This is a genomic window from Mycobacterium colombiense, from assembly GCF_001672755.1.
Taxonomy (GTDB): domain Bacteria; phylum Actinomycetota; class Actinomycetes; order Mycobacteriales; family Mycobacteriaceae; genus Mycobacterium; species Mycobacterium colombiense_C.
In genome coordinates this window covers 1-15359 of the sequence record NZ_LZKI01000197.1, presented here as the reverse complement: position 1 = coordinate 15359, position 15359 = coordinate 1, and the positions used below count along the sequence as shown (strand labels likewise).

Below are 15359 nucleotides of genomic sequence, written 5' to 3'. Positions count from 1 at the left end.
GTGTGCAGTGGCGGCGCCTCGCATCGGCGTGTCGCCTGCCTGGCCGCACAACCGAAGCCCAGGTTGCAGCTGAACGCCGTACGGCGTTCAGTGTGCTTTGCCGCCCCGCTACCAGCCCCGCCGGCGCGGTGCCGTACCGACGAGTTCGCCCTTGGCCGCGGCCTCGCGGCTGCGGTAGACGATGTAGGGCCGGAACAGATACACGACCGGGGCGCTGAACACGTGCACCAGCCGGGTGAAAGGCCACAGCGTGAACAGCACCATGCCGATCAGGGCGTGCAGCTGGTAGTCGAGCGGCGCGTTGATCATGACCTCACCGTGCGGCTGGAAGAGCCAGATCCGGCGGAACCACATCCCGACGGTGTAGCGGTAGTGGAACTCGCCGCCGTGCGGGCCGGTGCCGATCAGGTCGCAGTACAGGCCGACCACGATGGCGAGCAAAAGCACCACGTACATCACCTTGTCGCTGCGGCTGGTGGCCATGTTCACCGCGGGGCGGGTGAACCGCCGGTAGATCAGCAACCCGATGCCGATCAGCGTCGCGATGCCGGCCATCGACCCGGCGATGACCGCCTGCAGGTGGTAGAAGTGGTCGCTCATCTTCATCATCTGGGTCACCTTGGGCGGGACGAACAGCCCCATCACGTGTCCGGCGAACACCGCCAGGATGCCGAAATGGAAGATCGGGCTGGCGATGCTGAGCAGTCGTGACTCGTAGATCTGCGACGAGCGTGAGGTCCAGCCGAATTTGTCGTAGCGGTAGCGCCACCAGGTGCCCACGATCAGCACCGACAGCGTGACGTAGGGCGCGATGTCCCAGAACAGGACGTTGCTAAACACTTGGCGTTCCTTTGCGGGGTGGCACGGTCAGGGTAAACGGTTGCAGCCCAACGGCTTCCGCCGGTGGTCCGGCTTTGGCCAGCCGCTCGGCGCGGCGAACTTCTTGATCGGTTGCGACGGGCAGGGTCTCGCAGACCGCCGCTACCGTCGGCTCGTATGGCGACTCGGCGTCGGCCAGGGCGCCCCGCAGCACGTCGATCGGCACGCGGTGCTGGTCCAGCAGTCGCCGACCGACCTCGGGATCGACGGTGGCGGCGAATTCGAGCACCACCGTCAAATGGTCGGGCGCCTCGCCGGCGGGCGGCGTCACACCCGCCTCCCGGTACGCGGTGGCGAACGCCAGCATCTCCCGGCCGCGGTTGCGGGTGTCCCCCGCTGTCCAGTAGGTCAGGTACATCGTGCAGCGCCGGCGCATGTCGAAGGTGGCGACGTAGTCCATCGCGGCGGCCATCGGCTCGCGGGCGCGCAGCGCCGCGACCGTCTGCTGCAGCAGCGCCGCCGGCGCACCGCTGATGTGCGCGAGCAGCTCGTCGACGGCGTCCAGGCGCCCGGCCAACCCGTCGTCCGGGTAGGCCAGCAGCAGCGACGCCGCCTGCCACACCAGGCGATCCTGCATCGCCCGGTTGGTGGAGCGCTCCCGCAGCGCCGAAAGCAGTTTCATCGCTCGTGCTCTTCGGGAAACATTCCGGCGGGTACCCGGCCGCCGTCCCAGTTGAGCAGGTTCACCCGGGTGGACGGCCGCATGTTGCCGGGATCGTCGCCGCGCTCCTTGAGCGTGTGGAAGGTCTCCACCGACACCACCGGGTCCGACTCGTACATGCCGGGCCCGCCGTCACCCGTCAGCGAGCAGCCCATCTCCTCGAGGTCGCGGGCCTGCGGCGCGAAGGCGGTCGGAATGACGTAACGCTCTTCGTATTTCGCGATGGCGAGCAGCCGGTACATCTCGTAGATCTCTTCTTCGGTCAGGCCGACCGAATGCGGGATGTGCGGCTGGGTCTCGCGGCCGAGGTTGATGTCACGCATGTAGGAGCGCATCGCCGCCAGCCGCCGCAGCACGCCCTCGACGACCGCGGTGTCGCCGGCGGTGAACAGTTCGGCCAAGTACTGCATCGGGATGCGCAGCGCGTCCAGCGCGCCGAACAGGTTGCCGACGTCTTCCCCGTCGTGCCCGTCGCGGCTGACCGCGTCGACCACCGGCGAGAGCGGCGGGATGTACCAAACCATCGGCATGGTGCGATATTCCGGGTGCAACGGCAGCGCCACCTTGTAGGTGTGGATCAGCGCGTACACCGGGGAGCGCTGCGCGGCCTCGATCCACTCGTCCGGGATTCCCTCCGCCCGCGCGCCGGCGATGACCTCCGGATCGTTGGGGTCCAGCAGGATCTCGCACTGCGCCGGATAGAGATCGGTCTCCTTCTCCACCGACGCCGCCTCAAGCACCCGGTCGACGTCGTAGAGCACCACGCCCAGGTAGCGCAACCGCCCTACGCAGGTTTCCGAGCAGATGGTCGGCAGGCCGACCTCCATCCGCGGATAGCACAGCGTGCACTTCTCGGCCTTGCCCGTCTTGTGGTTGAAATAGACCTTCTTGTAAGGACATCCGGACACACACATCCGCCAGCCGCGGCAGCGGTCCTGGTCGACCAGCACGATGCCGTCCTCGCTGCGCTTGTACATCGCGCCCGACGGGCACGACGCCACGCACGACGGGTTGAGGCAGTGCTCGCAGATGCGGGGCAGGTAGAACATGAAGGTTTCTTCGAGCGAGAGTTTGACCTCTTCGCTGACCTTCTTCAGGATCGGGTCCTCGGACAGGATCTCGGTCGACCCGGCCAGGTTGTCGTCCCAGTTCGGCCCCCACGAAATCTTCATCGGCTCACCGGTTATCTGGCTTTTGGGTGCGGCCGTGGGGAAGGTGTCACCCGCGGGTGCCGTGGTCAGGTTTTCGTAGTCGTAGGTCCAGGGCTCGTAGTAGTCGCCGATGAGGGGCAACTTCGGGTTGGCGAAGATGCGCAGCAGTTTGTTCAGGCGTCCGCCGTCGCGCAGCCGCAGCCGGCCCTTCTTGTCGCGGATCCAGCCGCCGCGCCACCGCTCCTGGTCCTCGTAGGTGCGCGGATAGCCTTGTCCGGGCCGGGTTTCGACGTTGTTGAACCAGACGTATTCGGTACCGGATCGGTTGGTCCACGCCTGCTTGCAGGTCACCGAACAGGTGTGACAACCGATGCATTTGTCGAGGTTCATCACCATCGCCAACTGCGCCATGACCTTCATCAGTACGTCACCTCCTGGCTGCGACGACGCACGACGGTCACCTCGTCGCGCTGGTTACCGGTCGGCCCCAAGTAGTTGAACGCGAACGCGTGCTGGCCGTAGCCGCCGGCCAGGTGGCTCGGCTTGATACGCACCCGGGTCAGCGCGTTGTGGTTGCCGCCGCGCTTGTTGTTGGTCTCGGAGCGCGGCGTGTCCACGGTGCGCTCCTGAACGTGGTAGACGAAGACCACGCCGTCGGGCATCCGGTGCGAGACGATCGCCCGGCACACGTAGATGCCGTTGACGTTCACCGCCTCGACCCAATCATTGTCGCGGACTTGGATTTTTGCCGCATCACCCGGACTCATCCACATCGTCGGGCCGCCGCGGGACAACGAGAGCATGTACAGGTTGTCCTGGTAGGTGGAGTGGAACGACCACTTCGAGTGCGGCGTCAGGTAGCGGACGGTGAGTCCGATGCCGTCCTCGCAGGTGCCGAGCGTGGGCTGGCCGAACAGTCGGGCCATGTCCAGCGGCGGCCGGAACACCGGCAGGTGCTCGCCGAGCTCCTCGACCCAGTCGTGCGCGAGATAGAAATGCATTCGCCCGGTGAGAGTGTGGAACGGCTTGAGGTTTTCGATGTTGATGGTGAACGGCGCGTAGCGGCGGCCACCCGTTTCGCTGCCCGACCACTCCGGGCTGGTGACCACGGGAACGGGCCGCGCCTGGGTGTCGGCGTAGCTGATGCGCTTGTCCTCGCTGCCTTCGGCCAGATGCACCAGCCGCTGGCCGGTGCGCTTCTCCAGTTCGTGGAAGCCCTCGACCGCCAGCCGTCCGTTGGTGGTTCCGGACAGCAGCAGCAGCACGTCGGCCATCCGCGCCGCGGTGGTGATGGCCGGACGACCCGCCGCCACACCGGATTTCAACACCCCGAACTTCGCGGACAGCTCCTCGACCTCCCGGAAGGGGTGCACCGTGATGCCCTTGGTGGTCAGGCCGAATTTGTCGACCAGCGGGCCCAGGGTCAGCCACTTGTCGTAGATGGCGCTGTAATCACGCTCCACCACGGTGAGCTTGCCCATCGTGCGCCCCGGCACCGGCGTCGCGCCGGAATGCAACCAATCCTGTTCGGTGCCATCGGGATAGGCCATCGCGTCCGGGGTGTCGTGCTGCAGCGCGGTGAGCACCACATCGGTACGCGTGCCCAGATGGTCCTTGGCCATCGCACTGAAGGCGCGGGCGACGGCGCCGAAAGCGTCGAAGTCCGAACGGGTTTCCCACGGTGGATCGGTCGCGGCGCTGAACGCATGCACGTAGGGGTGCATGTCGGTGCTGGAGATGTCGGCCTTCTCGTACCAGGTCGCCGCGGGCAGCACGACGTCGGACACCAGCGTCGTCGAGGTCATCCGGAAGTCGATCGACATCATCAGGTCGAGCTTGCCCTCGGGGATCTCCCCCTCGCAGGTCACGTCGGTGGGCCGGACCCCGTCCTCCGGGGGTAGCGCCGAAGCGTTGGAGTCGGTCCCCAGCAGGTGGCGCAGGAAGTACTCGCCACCCTTACCCGACGAGCCGATCAGGTTGGCACGCCACACGGTAAGCACGCGTGGCCAATTCACCGGATTGTCGGGATCGGTCACGGCGAGCTTCAGCTTGCGCTGGCCGAGCTGTTCGGCGACGTAGTCGGCGACGTCGCGGTCGGCGGCGCGCGCCTCGTCCGCGACGTCCAGACTGGACCGGTCGAACTGGGGGTAGTACGGGCTCCACCCCATGGCCACCGAGGACGCCAGCAGGTCCATGGTGTGCTTGCCCGCGAACCTGCCCCGGCCCACCGGGCTGGCCAGTTTGTCCGCGCCGTAGCCGTCGTAGCGCCACTGGTCGGTGTGGGCGTACCAGTACGAGGCGCCGGGCACCTGCCGCGGTGGACGCACCCAGTCGGTTGCCATCGCCATCGTCTGGAAACCGGTGAGCGGGCGCACCTTTTCCTGGCCGACGTAGTGGGCCCAGCCACCGCCGTTACGGCCCATCGATCCGGTCAGCATCAGCAGCGCGAGCACCGCACGGTAGATCGCGTCGCTGTGGAACCAGTGACAGATGCCGCCACCCATGATGATCATGGAACGGCCGCCGGATTCCTCGGCGCTGTGCGCGAATTCTCTGGCCACCCGGATGGCCTGGGCGGCCGACACGCCGGTGATCGCTTCCTGCCACGCCGGGGTGTTCTGCTGGGTGGCGTCGTCGTAGCCGGTGGGCCATTCGCCCGGCAGGCCGGGCCGCGCCACCCCGTATTGGGCCAGCATCAGGTCGAAGACGGTGCACACCAGGTGCTTACCGATGCGGCGCACCGGAACACCGCGCGCCACGGTCGTGCCCTCGCCGTCGACCGTGTCGAAGCTGGGCAGGTGCACCAGCGCGCTGTCCTGATCCCCGTTGCGGCGCTGGGCGTCGCGCACGCTGAGCGCCGGCGTCAGGTCGCCGAGATCGAGATTCCATTTGCCGACGCCCGATTCGCCGTACCGGAATCCCAGCGAACCGTGCGGCACCACAACCGAATCGGTGCTCTCGTCCAGCACGGCGGGCTTGAGCGCCGCGTTCTCTGAGCTCTTGAAGGCCTCCCCCAGATCCGCTGCCGTCAGGTTCTTTCCCGGCACCAGCATGTCGCCGCGCTCTTCCAGCTTGATCAGGAACGGCAAATCGGTGTAGCGGCGGGAATAGTCGGCGAAGAACGGAACCTGTTTCCGCACATAGCATTCCGAGAGGATGACGTGGCCCATCGCCATGGCCAGTGCCCCGTCGGTTCCGGCCGCACACGGCATCCACTCGTCGGCGAACTTGGTGTTATCGGCGTAGTCCGGGCTGACGGTCACCACCTTGGTGCCGCGGTAGCGCGCCTCGGCCATCCAGTGCGCGTCGGGCGTGCGGGTGATCGGGACGTTGGAGCCCCACATCATCAAATACGCTGCGTCCCACCAATCCCCGGATTCGGGCACGTCGGTCTGGTCGCCGAACACCTGGGGTGAGGCCACTGGGAGGTCGGCATACCAGTCGTAGAACGACGTCATGGGGGCGCCGATCAGCTCGAAGAAGCGCGAGCCGGCGGTGTAGGACACCATCGACATCGCCGGGATGGGAGAAAATCCGGCGACGCGATCCGGTCCGTAGGCCTTGATGGTGTGCACGTGGGCGGCGGCGATCAGCTCTGTCGCCTCGGCCCACGTGACCCGAACCAGTCCGCCCTTCCCGCGGGCCTGCTGATAGCGGCGACGGCGTTCGGGGTCGGCCTGGATGTCGGCCCATGCCAGCACCGGATCGCCGAGCCGCGCCTTGGCCTCCCGATACATCTCGACCAGCACGCCCCGGGCGTACGGGTAGCGCACGCGGGTCGGTGAGTAGCTGTACCACGAGAACGACGCACCTCGGGGGCAGCCGCGCGGCTCGTACTCGGGCCGGTCCGGGCCCACCGACGGGTAGTCGGTCTGCTGGGTCTCCCAGGTGATGATCCCGTCTTTGACGTAGATCTTCCACGAGCACGATCCGGTGCAGTTCACCCCGTGCGTGGAGCGAACCACCTTGTCGTGGCTCCACCGGTCGCGGTAGAACACGTCGGCTTCGCGGCCGCCCTCCCGCGTCACCGTGCGCAGGTCGGCCGAGATCTCGCCGGGCGTGAAAAACCGCCCGCTGCGCTCCAGGAGCTCCTCGAGCACTCCGCCAATGTGAGGTGTGACAGTCAAGAAGTGCTCCTCCAATTCGGTAGCGTCGCGCCTCGTCGGGCCGTTGGTCCGGCCCCGTATGCGTTGTCTTCGGCAATCAGCCCGGTGATCCAGCCGCCCACACCGGCTCGGATCGGCTCAACACTCGGCATTTCAGGCCCGCGGGGCCGGGGGGCGATACAGCACCAGCATAGGTCTGCGCCGAGGGCGAAATCAGGTCCACCGCGCGTGGGCAATCTGCGGAAAAAGTGGTCATGAGCATCGGTTTTTGCGCACCCTTCAGCGTCCCGGCCCGGCGCGAGCGCCCTGACGGGAAGGTCTGAACAAGCATTCGGCTCGCTATCGGCACGCACATCCAGGGCAGCTTCGTGTGGCGTCGTTATTACAAGTCATATTGTTCTATTCAGTTCACTGCGAAGACCTGCAACGCGGCTGTACATAAGCTGCCGGAAGTCTGTGGACTTGTTATGAGGCAGCCGTCAAAGAGCCCGGGTCAGGTCCCCTAACCAGCCACGATCGGCCGGAACCCAGTCGAGATCGTGCAGCTCAGCTGCCGTGATCCAGCGCAATGCTCGGTGATCGCGGGCGTCGGGCTCGCCGCGGATCAGGCGCACGCGGTAGGCCCGCAGCGTGAACCGGCCGTCCACCGCGACGTCGGCACCCAGCCGATCGCCCACCACGACGTCACCGACAGCCAGGCCCAGCTCCTCGGCCAGCTCGCGGGCCAGCGCGTCGCGCTCGGTTTCACCGGGCGCGACCTTGCCACCGGGCAGCTCCCAGCGGCCGGCCAGCTCCGGCGGACGGACACGCTGTGCCACCAAGACCTTGGAGTCGCAGATCACGGCGCCCGCGACGACGATCTGGGTCGACATGGCCAGTGACGGTATACCGTCGGGGCCCTCAACCGACACGACGCCCTCGGCCGGCGAAGGATCAAAATTCATTGGAATGGCATCCAAGCAACCCGATGTCGATCGAATTCCCTTGTGACACAACGGTTCTCTTCCGGTTTGAGCGCCGGCGTGGGATACTCGGCTCTAGCCGGTCGCTATCTCTTTATAGGCACTCCAGGAATTGGGGGGTTGGCAATGACCACCGAACCCGCAAAGACGTTCTCCCGCACGTTCAGGGGCTATGACACGGCTGCTGTCGACGCCTACATCAAGGTGTTGCTCGCCAAGCAGAAGTTCCTGATCGACGAAGTCCAGAACCTCCGGGCCCAGCGAAACGAATCCGGCGATGAAGCGGTCGCGCTGCGGATCGAAGTCGCCTGTCTCAAGGATGAGGTCGCCATCCTCTCGGACACTTCGCCATCGCCCTACGCGATGCAACATCGAATGGCGAAGTTGCTGCGGCGTGCGCTCGATGAGATTTCCCAGATGCAGGGCGAGTCGCGCGCCGAGGTAGAAGCGCTGATCGCCGAGGCCGAGGCCGAGACCGAGGCCGCCCACCGAGAGCACCGGGAGTTGCTGGCGGACATCGCCGAGCAGCGTAAGGCGCTGGAGACGGAGTGTGCGGCAACCAGGAAAGAGTTCGACGCCGAACTCGCCAGGATGCGTGCTGAAGCCCAATCGTCGATCGATGAGGCGTGGCAGGAAGCCCAGCACGAGCGCGACCAACTGCTCGCCGACGCGAAACAGAGAGCTCGTTATTCCGACGAGCAGGCCCGCCGGGCGCTGGGTGAGGCGAATCAGCGGCGAATCATGATCCTGGAGGAACTGATGGGCGTAGCCCGCGACCTTCAAAGGGTTCCGGCGATCCTCGAGACGGCGTACCAGGAACGAAACAACCCCCCGGAGGAGAGCGTCGTGGTGCAGCTGGATCAGAAAAGTCAGGCACCGGGTCCCGCTGTTGCCTCGTAGGCTGTGGCGGACATCCTGCAGCCGCGCCGCCGCCGTCGTGGGTTGTGCGCCACCGTCCAGCAATTCTGTTCGGCTCTGGCCGCTTTGGCCATAGTTCGCGGACGGTCCCTTTCCTTAAGTCCCGTATAGCGCGAGACGGACCAAATGGAGGAGCTGGTCGCGGTTTTTGACGCCCAGCTTGGGGAATACGCGGTAGAGGTGTCCTTCCACCGTTCGTACCGATATCCAAAGCCGATCGGCGATCTGACGGTTGGACAAGCCTTCCGCGACCAGCATCACGATCGCGCGTTCGCGCTTTGTGAGGGGCAATGGCCTGGCCGCGGCGTCAACCGCGGGTGTTCTCGCTCCACTCCGCACGGCCAGCAAATGTGCACGCGTGGACGACATTATTTCCTTGCCCCGCTGGCCATTACGCGCGTGTTCGCCTGCGGCCTGAGCCCCTGCGTCGGCGGCAAGTGCCACTGCGCCCAGATCGGCGAATTGGCTGGCCGCAACGTCGAGTAAGTCGCCGTCGTGGTCGGCGAGGCCGCGAGCATGGACGGCGATCGCCCCCGCCAACGGAGTGCTCAGCACCCCGGCGAGTTCCTCCAGCCGTTCGGCGCACGATCGGTCGCCGAAGCGGACAGCGGTGTGCACCGCGCGCATCTCGATGGCGCACATCCCCGACTGACGCGCGATCTGCGCGGCATGCATCGCGTGCATCCGGGCGGTCGTCGTCTCGCCGGCAGCCGCCCGTTCCCAGGCCCGGCCCAGCTCAAGTTCCGGCAAGAACATCGCGACTTGCGGCCCATAGGCTTCTTCCGAAGTCCGCAGAGCGGTAGCGGCAGCCTCACCGTCTCCCCGCGCGCCTTGGGCCTGCGCGGTCCATGCCGCCACCAACATCAACCAGCCCGACGGAAAACCATGCGATGTTGCCGATATCGAGTCCTGAAAGGCAGCACAGGCCGATGCCAGCGCACCGCGGGCAAGCTGGAGCAGTCCGATCATGGCGTGCACGAAGGCGTCGGCACCGGGCCATACTCTGGTCGTCCGAGCGTTGCGTTCCCAAACCCTTTCGGCCGCCACATGATCACCGGCGCCCGTCAATGCCGCCACCTCAGCCAACCCCACGACGAATTGCTGCGGTCCCGGCTGATCGAACACGGCTGCCCGGCCCGAATCCGCTACGCGCTGGACTTCGCCGAACCGCCCGGTGAGGGCCAACGCCCAACACGTCGAGATGGCTGCCCACATCGTCACCACCGGTTGCGCATCGGATTCACACACGGTCAACCCAAGGTCGAGTGCCGTCCGGACGTCGCCGGAAAAGCACGCAAAGGCCCCTTCCACGGCAGTGATGAGGCGGAGCGGCTCATCAGAATCGATGTGCTCCCTCACTTCTGCAAGTGCCAGTCGTGCCGGCTGAACTTGCCCGCAGCTGAAGAAGAGATTCGCGGCACGCAGACAGCCCCACTGCGCGGCCAGCCACTCATCGGCACCATCGGGGTCGACGTCATTGAGGACTGCCTCGACCTCGTTGCCTCGACCCTGCCAGCCCATCGCCTGTGCAAGCACGATCGCCGCCGTCACCCCAGCGCCATTGTCGAGCGCGAAGCGGGCCAGCTCCTCTCCGCAAGCTATGTTGGACATCGTCACCGCGCTCGCCGCTGCATCGATGATCACGTCCAGATCTGGCACCAGCTCGCTTCGCATCATGAACTGGGCCAGCTGTATGCGGGTGCGCACATCCGGCACCCTCGACAGCCCAGCTCTTCGTAATTGCTTCCAAAGATGTTGCGCTAGAACACTATTGAGATGACGCCAGCGCACCAACCCGGCTCGTTGCATTGCCGTTTCACCCAAGATGGGGTGAAACAACCGTGCCACCGTGTTCAACTCGTCGGCAACAAATTCGATTACGCCTGAGCGCTCAAGGCGTCTCACCACTTCGGGATCGCAAAGCCTACGCAGAGTCTCCAAGTCGAGGACCTCCGCGGCCGCCAGGATCTCGACCGCCTCTAATTCCTCCGGCGCCAAGGACTCCAGGTGAAACTCGAGCACATCGTGCAGTTCGCGGCCCGCACGCAACGCACCGCGAAGTTGCCATCCACCTTCGGTGTGGACGAGAACTCCACTTTCCTGACCTGCGCACAACAGGCCGCGCAGCAGCAGCGGGTTGCCCACGGCTCGGTCGTGTAACTCGTTGATCAGCTCGGCGTCGACGATCCCGCCGAGCACCGCGGACGCGAGCACCCCGGTCTGCTCCCGGGTGAAAGCTTCGATACGCAGCCTGAGCAATAGCTGCTCTTTCCACAACGCAGTCACCGCGTCGGGTGCGTTGCTGCCCGATCTGATGGTCATGATCAGTCGCGCACTGCCGCTGGCCGCAAGCTGCTGTACCAAGATGGCCGACAACGGATCGAGCAAATGGGCGTCATCGACGACGACGACCAGGTTCTCTTGCCGCTCCAGCGTCGCTTGCGCCGCGGCGAGCATGGTGACCGGTTGCAGTGGTGCATCGATAGTCAGGGACCGACAAAACGCGCCCAGCGGCACTAACGAACAAGTTTGAGACGCCAGCACGTACCGCACCGTCGCCCCGCGCGACTCGGCGACCGAGGCGAGGGCACGAGCCAACATCGATTTGCCGATACCGCTATCGCCCACCAAGACGACGCCTTGGAACTCCGCGGCGTCGTTCAACGTCGCCAAGGCTCGGCGGAACTCATCGTCTCGGCCCACCATCGGCCACTTCGATCCGCTTTCCATGTGCACTGGTGGCCGGACCTGCTGCGTCAGGTCTGCGGGCACCGAGTCGCGGAGCCGCCGCGTGTCGGGGTCAGCGGTGGGTTGACCCGGGGGCGTGAGGGCGGGCTGCTGCCGGCGCTCCGGCGCGACGCCAAGCGACCGTTCAGGCTCGGGGTGAGCGGCCTCTGAATGGAGGGTATGGCCGACCCGACGCTTGGTCGTGGGCTGGCGGTACATGCTTCGACAATGTAGATCAAACCGTATCAGCACTGCAACACTATTCTCGATTTTGAGAGGTTCATATAGCTATTGATTGGCTTGCCCCATTGAGTCTTACGTTGTATCACCAGTGATACTGATATATCGTGTGGCGCATGCCACGCACAGATGACAACGGCAAGAGCCTCGAAAGCCTCCTGACCTATCTGCTCGACGGAGTCAGCGCCTCCGACATCAGCGCGGCCCTTGGCGTTTCCCACGCCACCTACTACCGCCGCAAGCGCGAGGACAGTTATCCCGACGCCGAGGAGCTACGGATCATCGCCGAGCACTTCGACCTCAACCCCGTCGACCTCATGGTTCGCTTTGGACTGGTCAGCACCGACGACGCCGCGTGGGGTAGTGGCGGTGACAGCCCTGCAACGACGGCTAAAGCCAAGGCCCGGGGCAAGCTCATCACGCCACGCGTCGACGTGAACGGACCCCCACTGTAGTGGGCATCTTGGACATCGGGGTCCCCGTTACGGTCGCCTGCAACATCACGCTGGCGATCGTGGCCTGGGCACTCTGGGTACGCCGGGGTACCTGGCGCATCCCGTGGGAATCGCCCACGACGGGCGCAATCCTGCTACTTGGCGTCGGCGTGGCGCTCATCGCGCCGCAGGCCGAATCCAACATCGGCAAAATGCTTTACGAGATCACTGGCCTGTGGCACGTCAACAACATGATCGGCTTCTTCTGCCTGCAGGCTGCGCTGGCGTCAAGCACGCTCGCCGGGATGCTGCGGATGCCGTCGATGCGCAACCGTATCGCTCCGATGTTGCACTGGCCTTTCGCGATCAGCGTGGCGCTGATCGTCGCCCTCTTCTGCCACAGCAAAGGCTCCAACACGCCCGAGAAGCTCCTCCCCCACATCTCGCACTACCCCTGGATCATCGCCTGCTTCGCGGTCCACGTCACGGCCTTGCTCTACTTCGGCACACTCAACGCATGGGTTGCCGTGAGTCATCTGCGCGACGACCCACGCGCAAAGCCGGTGGCTATCGCGTGGCTAGTCGGCCTTGCGATCGGTGCCCTGAGCATCGTCGGCCTCGGCATACTCATCTCCGGTCACGCCCCGTGGTACGACGGGGGACTGCTGGCAACGTGCATCTGCACGGTGGTGTTCTCGATCTCCTCGTCCCGCTCCTGGCAGCGCAAGCTCACTCCCTGGCGCAATCTCCTGGTCGCGACCGGCGCGCGCTGGTTTACCGGCCGGCCGGACAAGATCCGCAGCTGACACCTTTCCCGGTCGCGGCCCCGGCCTGGGGCAACCTCTCGCCGACTATCGGCCCTGTCTTTCTGGCCGGCCAACCGTCCAATTGCCTTGCGCGACAATCCTTTAAGTTATCGCAGGCAGAGCCGGTTTCAGCAACAGGAGTAAAGTTGCGGTATGGCTGTGTTAACGGATGAACAAGTAGACGCCGCACTGCCCGACCTCAACGGATGGGAGCGCGCCGACGGCGCCCTGCGCCGCTCGATCAAATTTCCGAGTTTTCTCGCGGGCATCGATGCCGTACGCCGGGTGGGCGAGCACGCGGAGAGCAAGGACCACCACCCGGACATCGATATTCGTTGGCGGACAGTGACTTTCGCCCTCGTCACGCACTCCGAGGGCGGCATCACCAAAAACGACATCGACATGGCCCGCGATATCGACGGCATCGTCGATAACTAGACGACCGGACCCTTCTCCCGGGTCTCCCGGCTGCCGCTCGCGGCGATCCAGATCAACGTCGCCACCGCCGCCACGATGTAGATCAGCCCGGCCCACGCCAGGTACCAGGGCCGGCTTATCTGCCAGATGGTCGGTTGGGCGAAGCTCAGCAACCACGGCACGCCGATCACGGTGAGTGCCAGCCAACCCCACCCCACCGCGCGCGCTCCGCGCAGCGCGCGCACCGGGCCGTGGATCGCCCAGATCATCAGCGGCACCAGCCATACCCAGTGGTGGGTCCACGAAATCGGTGAGAGCAGCAGCCCGAACAGCTCCACCACCAGGAGCCTGCCCAGCCGATCGGCGGAGTCCAGGGCGCGCCAGGCCAGCACGGCCAGCACCGCGGTGACGGCGACGGCGGCCACCAGCAGCGGGCCGAATCCCACGTCGTGGCCCAGGATCCGCGAAATGCCGCCGCGCCAGGACTGATTGAACGAGGTGGCGATGGGGCCCACCCGATGCGCATCGCCAAGCAGGTCGGTGAAGTAGTAGCGGGTCTGATCACCGACAACCAAGACCGAAATCCCAATGGTGGCAACGAAAACGACCGCCGAGAACACCGCGGCGCCCCAGCGGCGGGCGCCGACCAGGTAGACACCGGAGACCGCGGGGGTCAACTTGATCCCGGCCGCCGCGCCCACCAGTAGCCCCGACAGCCACCACCGGGTGGTGTAAACCGCCCACAGCACCGCGGTCATCAGCAACACGTTGACCTGTCCGTAGTCGAATGTGCTGCGCAGCGGCTCGATCCAGATGGCGACCGCCGTCCACAACATCGCGACACGCCGGCCGGCGGCGCCGGCCGCCACGCCCATCAGGTGCTGGCTGAGCCGGACCGCGCCGTACAGCGCGGCCATGGTGGCGATCTGCCAGAGGAAGGCGACGAGGCCGAACGGCAACAGGTGCAGGGGGTAGAACACGACCGCCGCGAACGGCGGGTAGGTGAACGGCAGCGGGAAGTCCGGCGTCTGGTCGGCATAGACGTAGCTGTACAAGGTGCCGGGGTGGTCGATCGCGGCCGACCCGCCGAGGTACACGTGCAGGTCGACGAAGTTCGCGCCGTTGGGAGCCAGATACGTCCACGCCAGCCGCGCGGCGATGCTCGCGATGAGCAGCATCGGCGCGGCCGCCTGAAGGAGAGTCGCCAACCGCTGGGGCTTGGGCGCCGCCGGAGCGGCCGAGGTGGTGTCTATCCGCCCGACTTTAGCGAGCGGGGCACGCGCCGCGGCGCCGTCGGTCCCCACTCAGCTTCGTGCAGGGCCTTTTTCGCCCGTTCGGTCACCCTTCTCACTCGTATCAGTAACGAGTTCATAAATGCCACACGTGTCACTTGAGTCCCATCTGCATCAAAGTAACTTCAGCGCCGGACCTGTAATCGATCAATCAGGGAGAGTCATGCCAACCATCTGGACTTACATGCGTGCAGCCGCCGTCGTGGTCGGTTCGTCCGCAGCGCTACTGACGGGCGGTATCGCCCACGCCGACCCCGTGCCGGCCCCGGCCGTGCCGAACATTCCGCAGCAGCTGATCAGTTCGGCGGCCAACGCACCGCAAATCCTGCAGAACCTCGCGACCGCACTCGGCGCCACGCCGCCGGCGGCTCCGGCCACTCCGGGCATCAGCTTCCCGGGTGTTCCGGCGGCCACCGCTCCGGCGACCGCGGCGGCTCCGGCGGCGGGTCTTCCGTCTATCCCCGGACTGACCGCGCCGACAAGCCCCGCCGCCCAGGTGCCTTCTCCGGCGGCCAACCCCTTCCTTCCGGGGCTGGCGCAGTCGGCGACCCCGGCCGCGCCGTCGACGGCGACCGGCGGTATTCCGGGGATGATCCAGGGCCTGACGGGTGCGCAGCCGGCGGCTGCGGGTCCCGCCGCTCCGTCCGCTCCGTCGATCCCGGGCCTGCCCGCGATCCCGGGGCTGTCTTCTCCGGCGGCACCGGCCACTCCGCCGGCTCCGCAGCTTCCGCAGGCACAGGTCAACATGCCGGCGATGCCGGCCGGC

The 15359-nt window shown here is 66.0% G+C and carries 12 protein-coding genes; 5 read left to right on the top strand and 7 right to left on the bottom strand.

The window, feature by feature from the left end:
* Nucleotides 1–108 precede the first annotated feature (108 nt).
* The 5 genes from narI to A5708_RS25505 all read right to left on the bottom strand — a co-directional run bounded on the left by narI (nucleotide 109) and on the right by A5708_RS25505 (nucleotide 7669).
* Nucleotides 109–840 (bottom strand): respiratory nitrate reductase subunit gamma, encoded by a 732-nt coding sequence (gene narI, locus A5708_RS25525; RefSeq protein ID WP_065031274.1) that lies wholly within the window; start codon nucleotides 838–840, stop codon nucleotides 109–111.
* Complete coding sequence (narJ, locus tag A5708_RS25520; protein WP_065031273.1) at nucleotides 833–1501, bottom strand: nitrate reductase molybdenum cofactor assembly chaperone; 669 nt, start codon at nucleotides 1499–1501, stop codon at nucleotides 833–835. Before narJ ends, narI begins: the two co-directional genes overlap by 8 nt.
* Nucleotides 1498–3111: a nitrate reductase subunit beta gene (narH, locus tag A5708_RS25515; RefSeq protein WP_065031272.1), complete on the bottom strand. Its 1614-nt coding sequence runs from the start codon at nucleotides 3109–3111 to the stop codon at nucleotides 1498–1500. The genes narJ and narH overlap by 4 nt, the downstream gene beginning before the upstream one ends.
* On the bottom strand, nucleotides 3111–6818 hold the full coding sequence (locus A5708_RS25510; RefSeq protein WP_065031332.1) for a nitrate reductase subunit alpha: 3708 nt from the start codon (nucleotides 6816–6818) through the stop codon (nucleotides 3111–3113). Before A5708_RS25510 ends, narH begins: the two co-directional genes overlap by 1 nt.
* Nucleotides 6819–7276: 458 nt before the next feature.
* Nucleotides 7277–7669, bottom strand: coding sequence for a (deoxy)nucleoside triphosphate pyrophosphohydrolase (locus A5708_RS25505; protein ID WP_065031331.1), 393 nt, complete (start codon nucleotides 7667–7669; stop codon nucleotides 7277–7279).
* 216 nt (nucleotides 7670–7885) lie between these two features.
* Between A5708_RS25505 and A5708_RS25500 the strand changes: the two genes are divergently transcribed.
* Complete coding sequence (locus A5708_RS25500) at nucleotides 7886–8659, top strand: DivIVA domain-containing protein (protein ID WP_065031271.1); 774 nt, start codon at nucleotides 7886–7888, stop codon at nucleotides 8657–8659.
* Nucleotides 8660–8773: 114 nt separating this feature from the next.
* On the opposite strand, the gene A5708_RS25495 is transcribed toward A5708_RS25500, so the two are convergent.
* Nucleotides 8774–11383, bottom strand: a complete 2610-nt coding sequence (locus A5708_RS25495; protein ID WP_065031330.1) for a helix-turn-helix transcriptional regulator — start codon at nucleotides 11381–11383, stop codon at nucleotides 8774–8776.
* A 377-nt stretch (nucleotides 11384–11760) separates the two neighbouring features.
* On the opposite strand from A5708_RS25495, the gene A5708_RS25490 reads away from it, so the two are divergent.
* From A5708_RS25490 to A5708_RS25480, 3 genes are all read left to right on the top strand, one after another.
* Nucleotides 11761–12099, top strand: a complete 339-nt coding sequence (locus A5708_RS25490; RefSeq protein WP_065031329.1) for a helix-turn-helix domain-containing protein — start codon at nucleotides 11761–11763, stop codon at nucleotides 12097–12099.
* 8 nt (nucleotides 12100–12107) lie between these two features.
* Nucleotides 12108–12884, top strand: a complete 777-nt coding sequence (locus A5708_RS25485; RefSeq protein WP_155766189.1) for a hypothetical protein — start codon at nucleotides 12108–12110, stop codon at nucleotides 12882–12884.
* 153 nt (nucleotides 12885–13037) lie between these two features.
* Nucleotides 13038–13322, top strand: a complete 285-nt coding sequence (locus A5708_RS25480) for a 4a-hydroxytetrahydrobiopterin dehydratase (protein WP_044487049.1) — start codon at nucleotides 13038–13040, stop codon at nucleotides 13320–13322.
* Here A5708_RS25480 and A5708_RS25475 read toward each other — a convergent pair.
* A complete protein-coding gene (locus tag A5708_RS25475; protein ID WP_065031269.1) occupies nucleotides 13319–14605 on the bottom strand; it encodes a mannosyltransferase in 1287 nt (428 codons plus the stop codon). The genes A5708_RS25480 and A5708_RS25475 overlap by 4 nt on opposite strands.
* 151 nt (nucleotides 14606–14756) lie before the next feature.
* Between A5708_RS25475 and A5708_RS25470 the strand changes: the two genes are divergently transcribed.
* Nucleotides 14757–15359: hypothetical protein (locus A5708_RS25470; RefSeq protein ID WP_081293096.1), on the top strand; the 603-nt coding region annotated here is incomplete at its 3' end.

What these genes read in the sequence shown, in the direction of transcription:
- narJ (WP_065031273.1), bottom strand. Translation starts at nt 1,501, where the DNA reads ATGAAACTGCTTTCGGCGCTGCGGGAGCGCTCCACCAACCGGGCGATG.
- narH (WP_065031272.1), bottom strand. Translation starts at nt 3,111, where the DNA reads ATGAAGGTCATGGCGCAGTTGGCGATGGTGATGAACCTCGACAAATGC.
- A5708_RS25505 (WP_065031331.1), bottom strand. Translation starts at nt 7,669, where the DNA reads ATGTCGACCCAGATCGTCGTCGCGGGCGCCGTGATCTGCGACTCCAAG.
- A5708_RS25500 (WP_065031271.1), top strand. Translation starts at nt 7,886, where the DNA reads ATGACCACCGAACCCGCAAAGACGTTCTCCCGCACGTTCAGGGGCTAT.
- A5708_RS25495 (WP_065031330.1), bottom strand. Translation starts at nt 11,383, where the DNA reads ATGGTGGGCCGAGACGATGAGTTCCGCCGAGCCTTGGCGACGTTGAAC.
- A5708_RS25490 (WP_065031329.1), top strand. Translation starts at nt 11,761, where the DNA reads ATGCCACGCACAGATGACAACGGCAAGAGCCTCGAAAGCCTCCTGACC.
- A5708_RS25480 (WP_044487049.1), top strand. Translation starts at nt 13,038, where the DNA reads ATGGCTGTGTTAACGGATGAACAAGTAGACGCCGCACTGCCCGACCTC.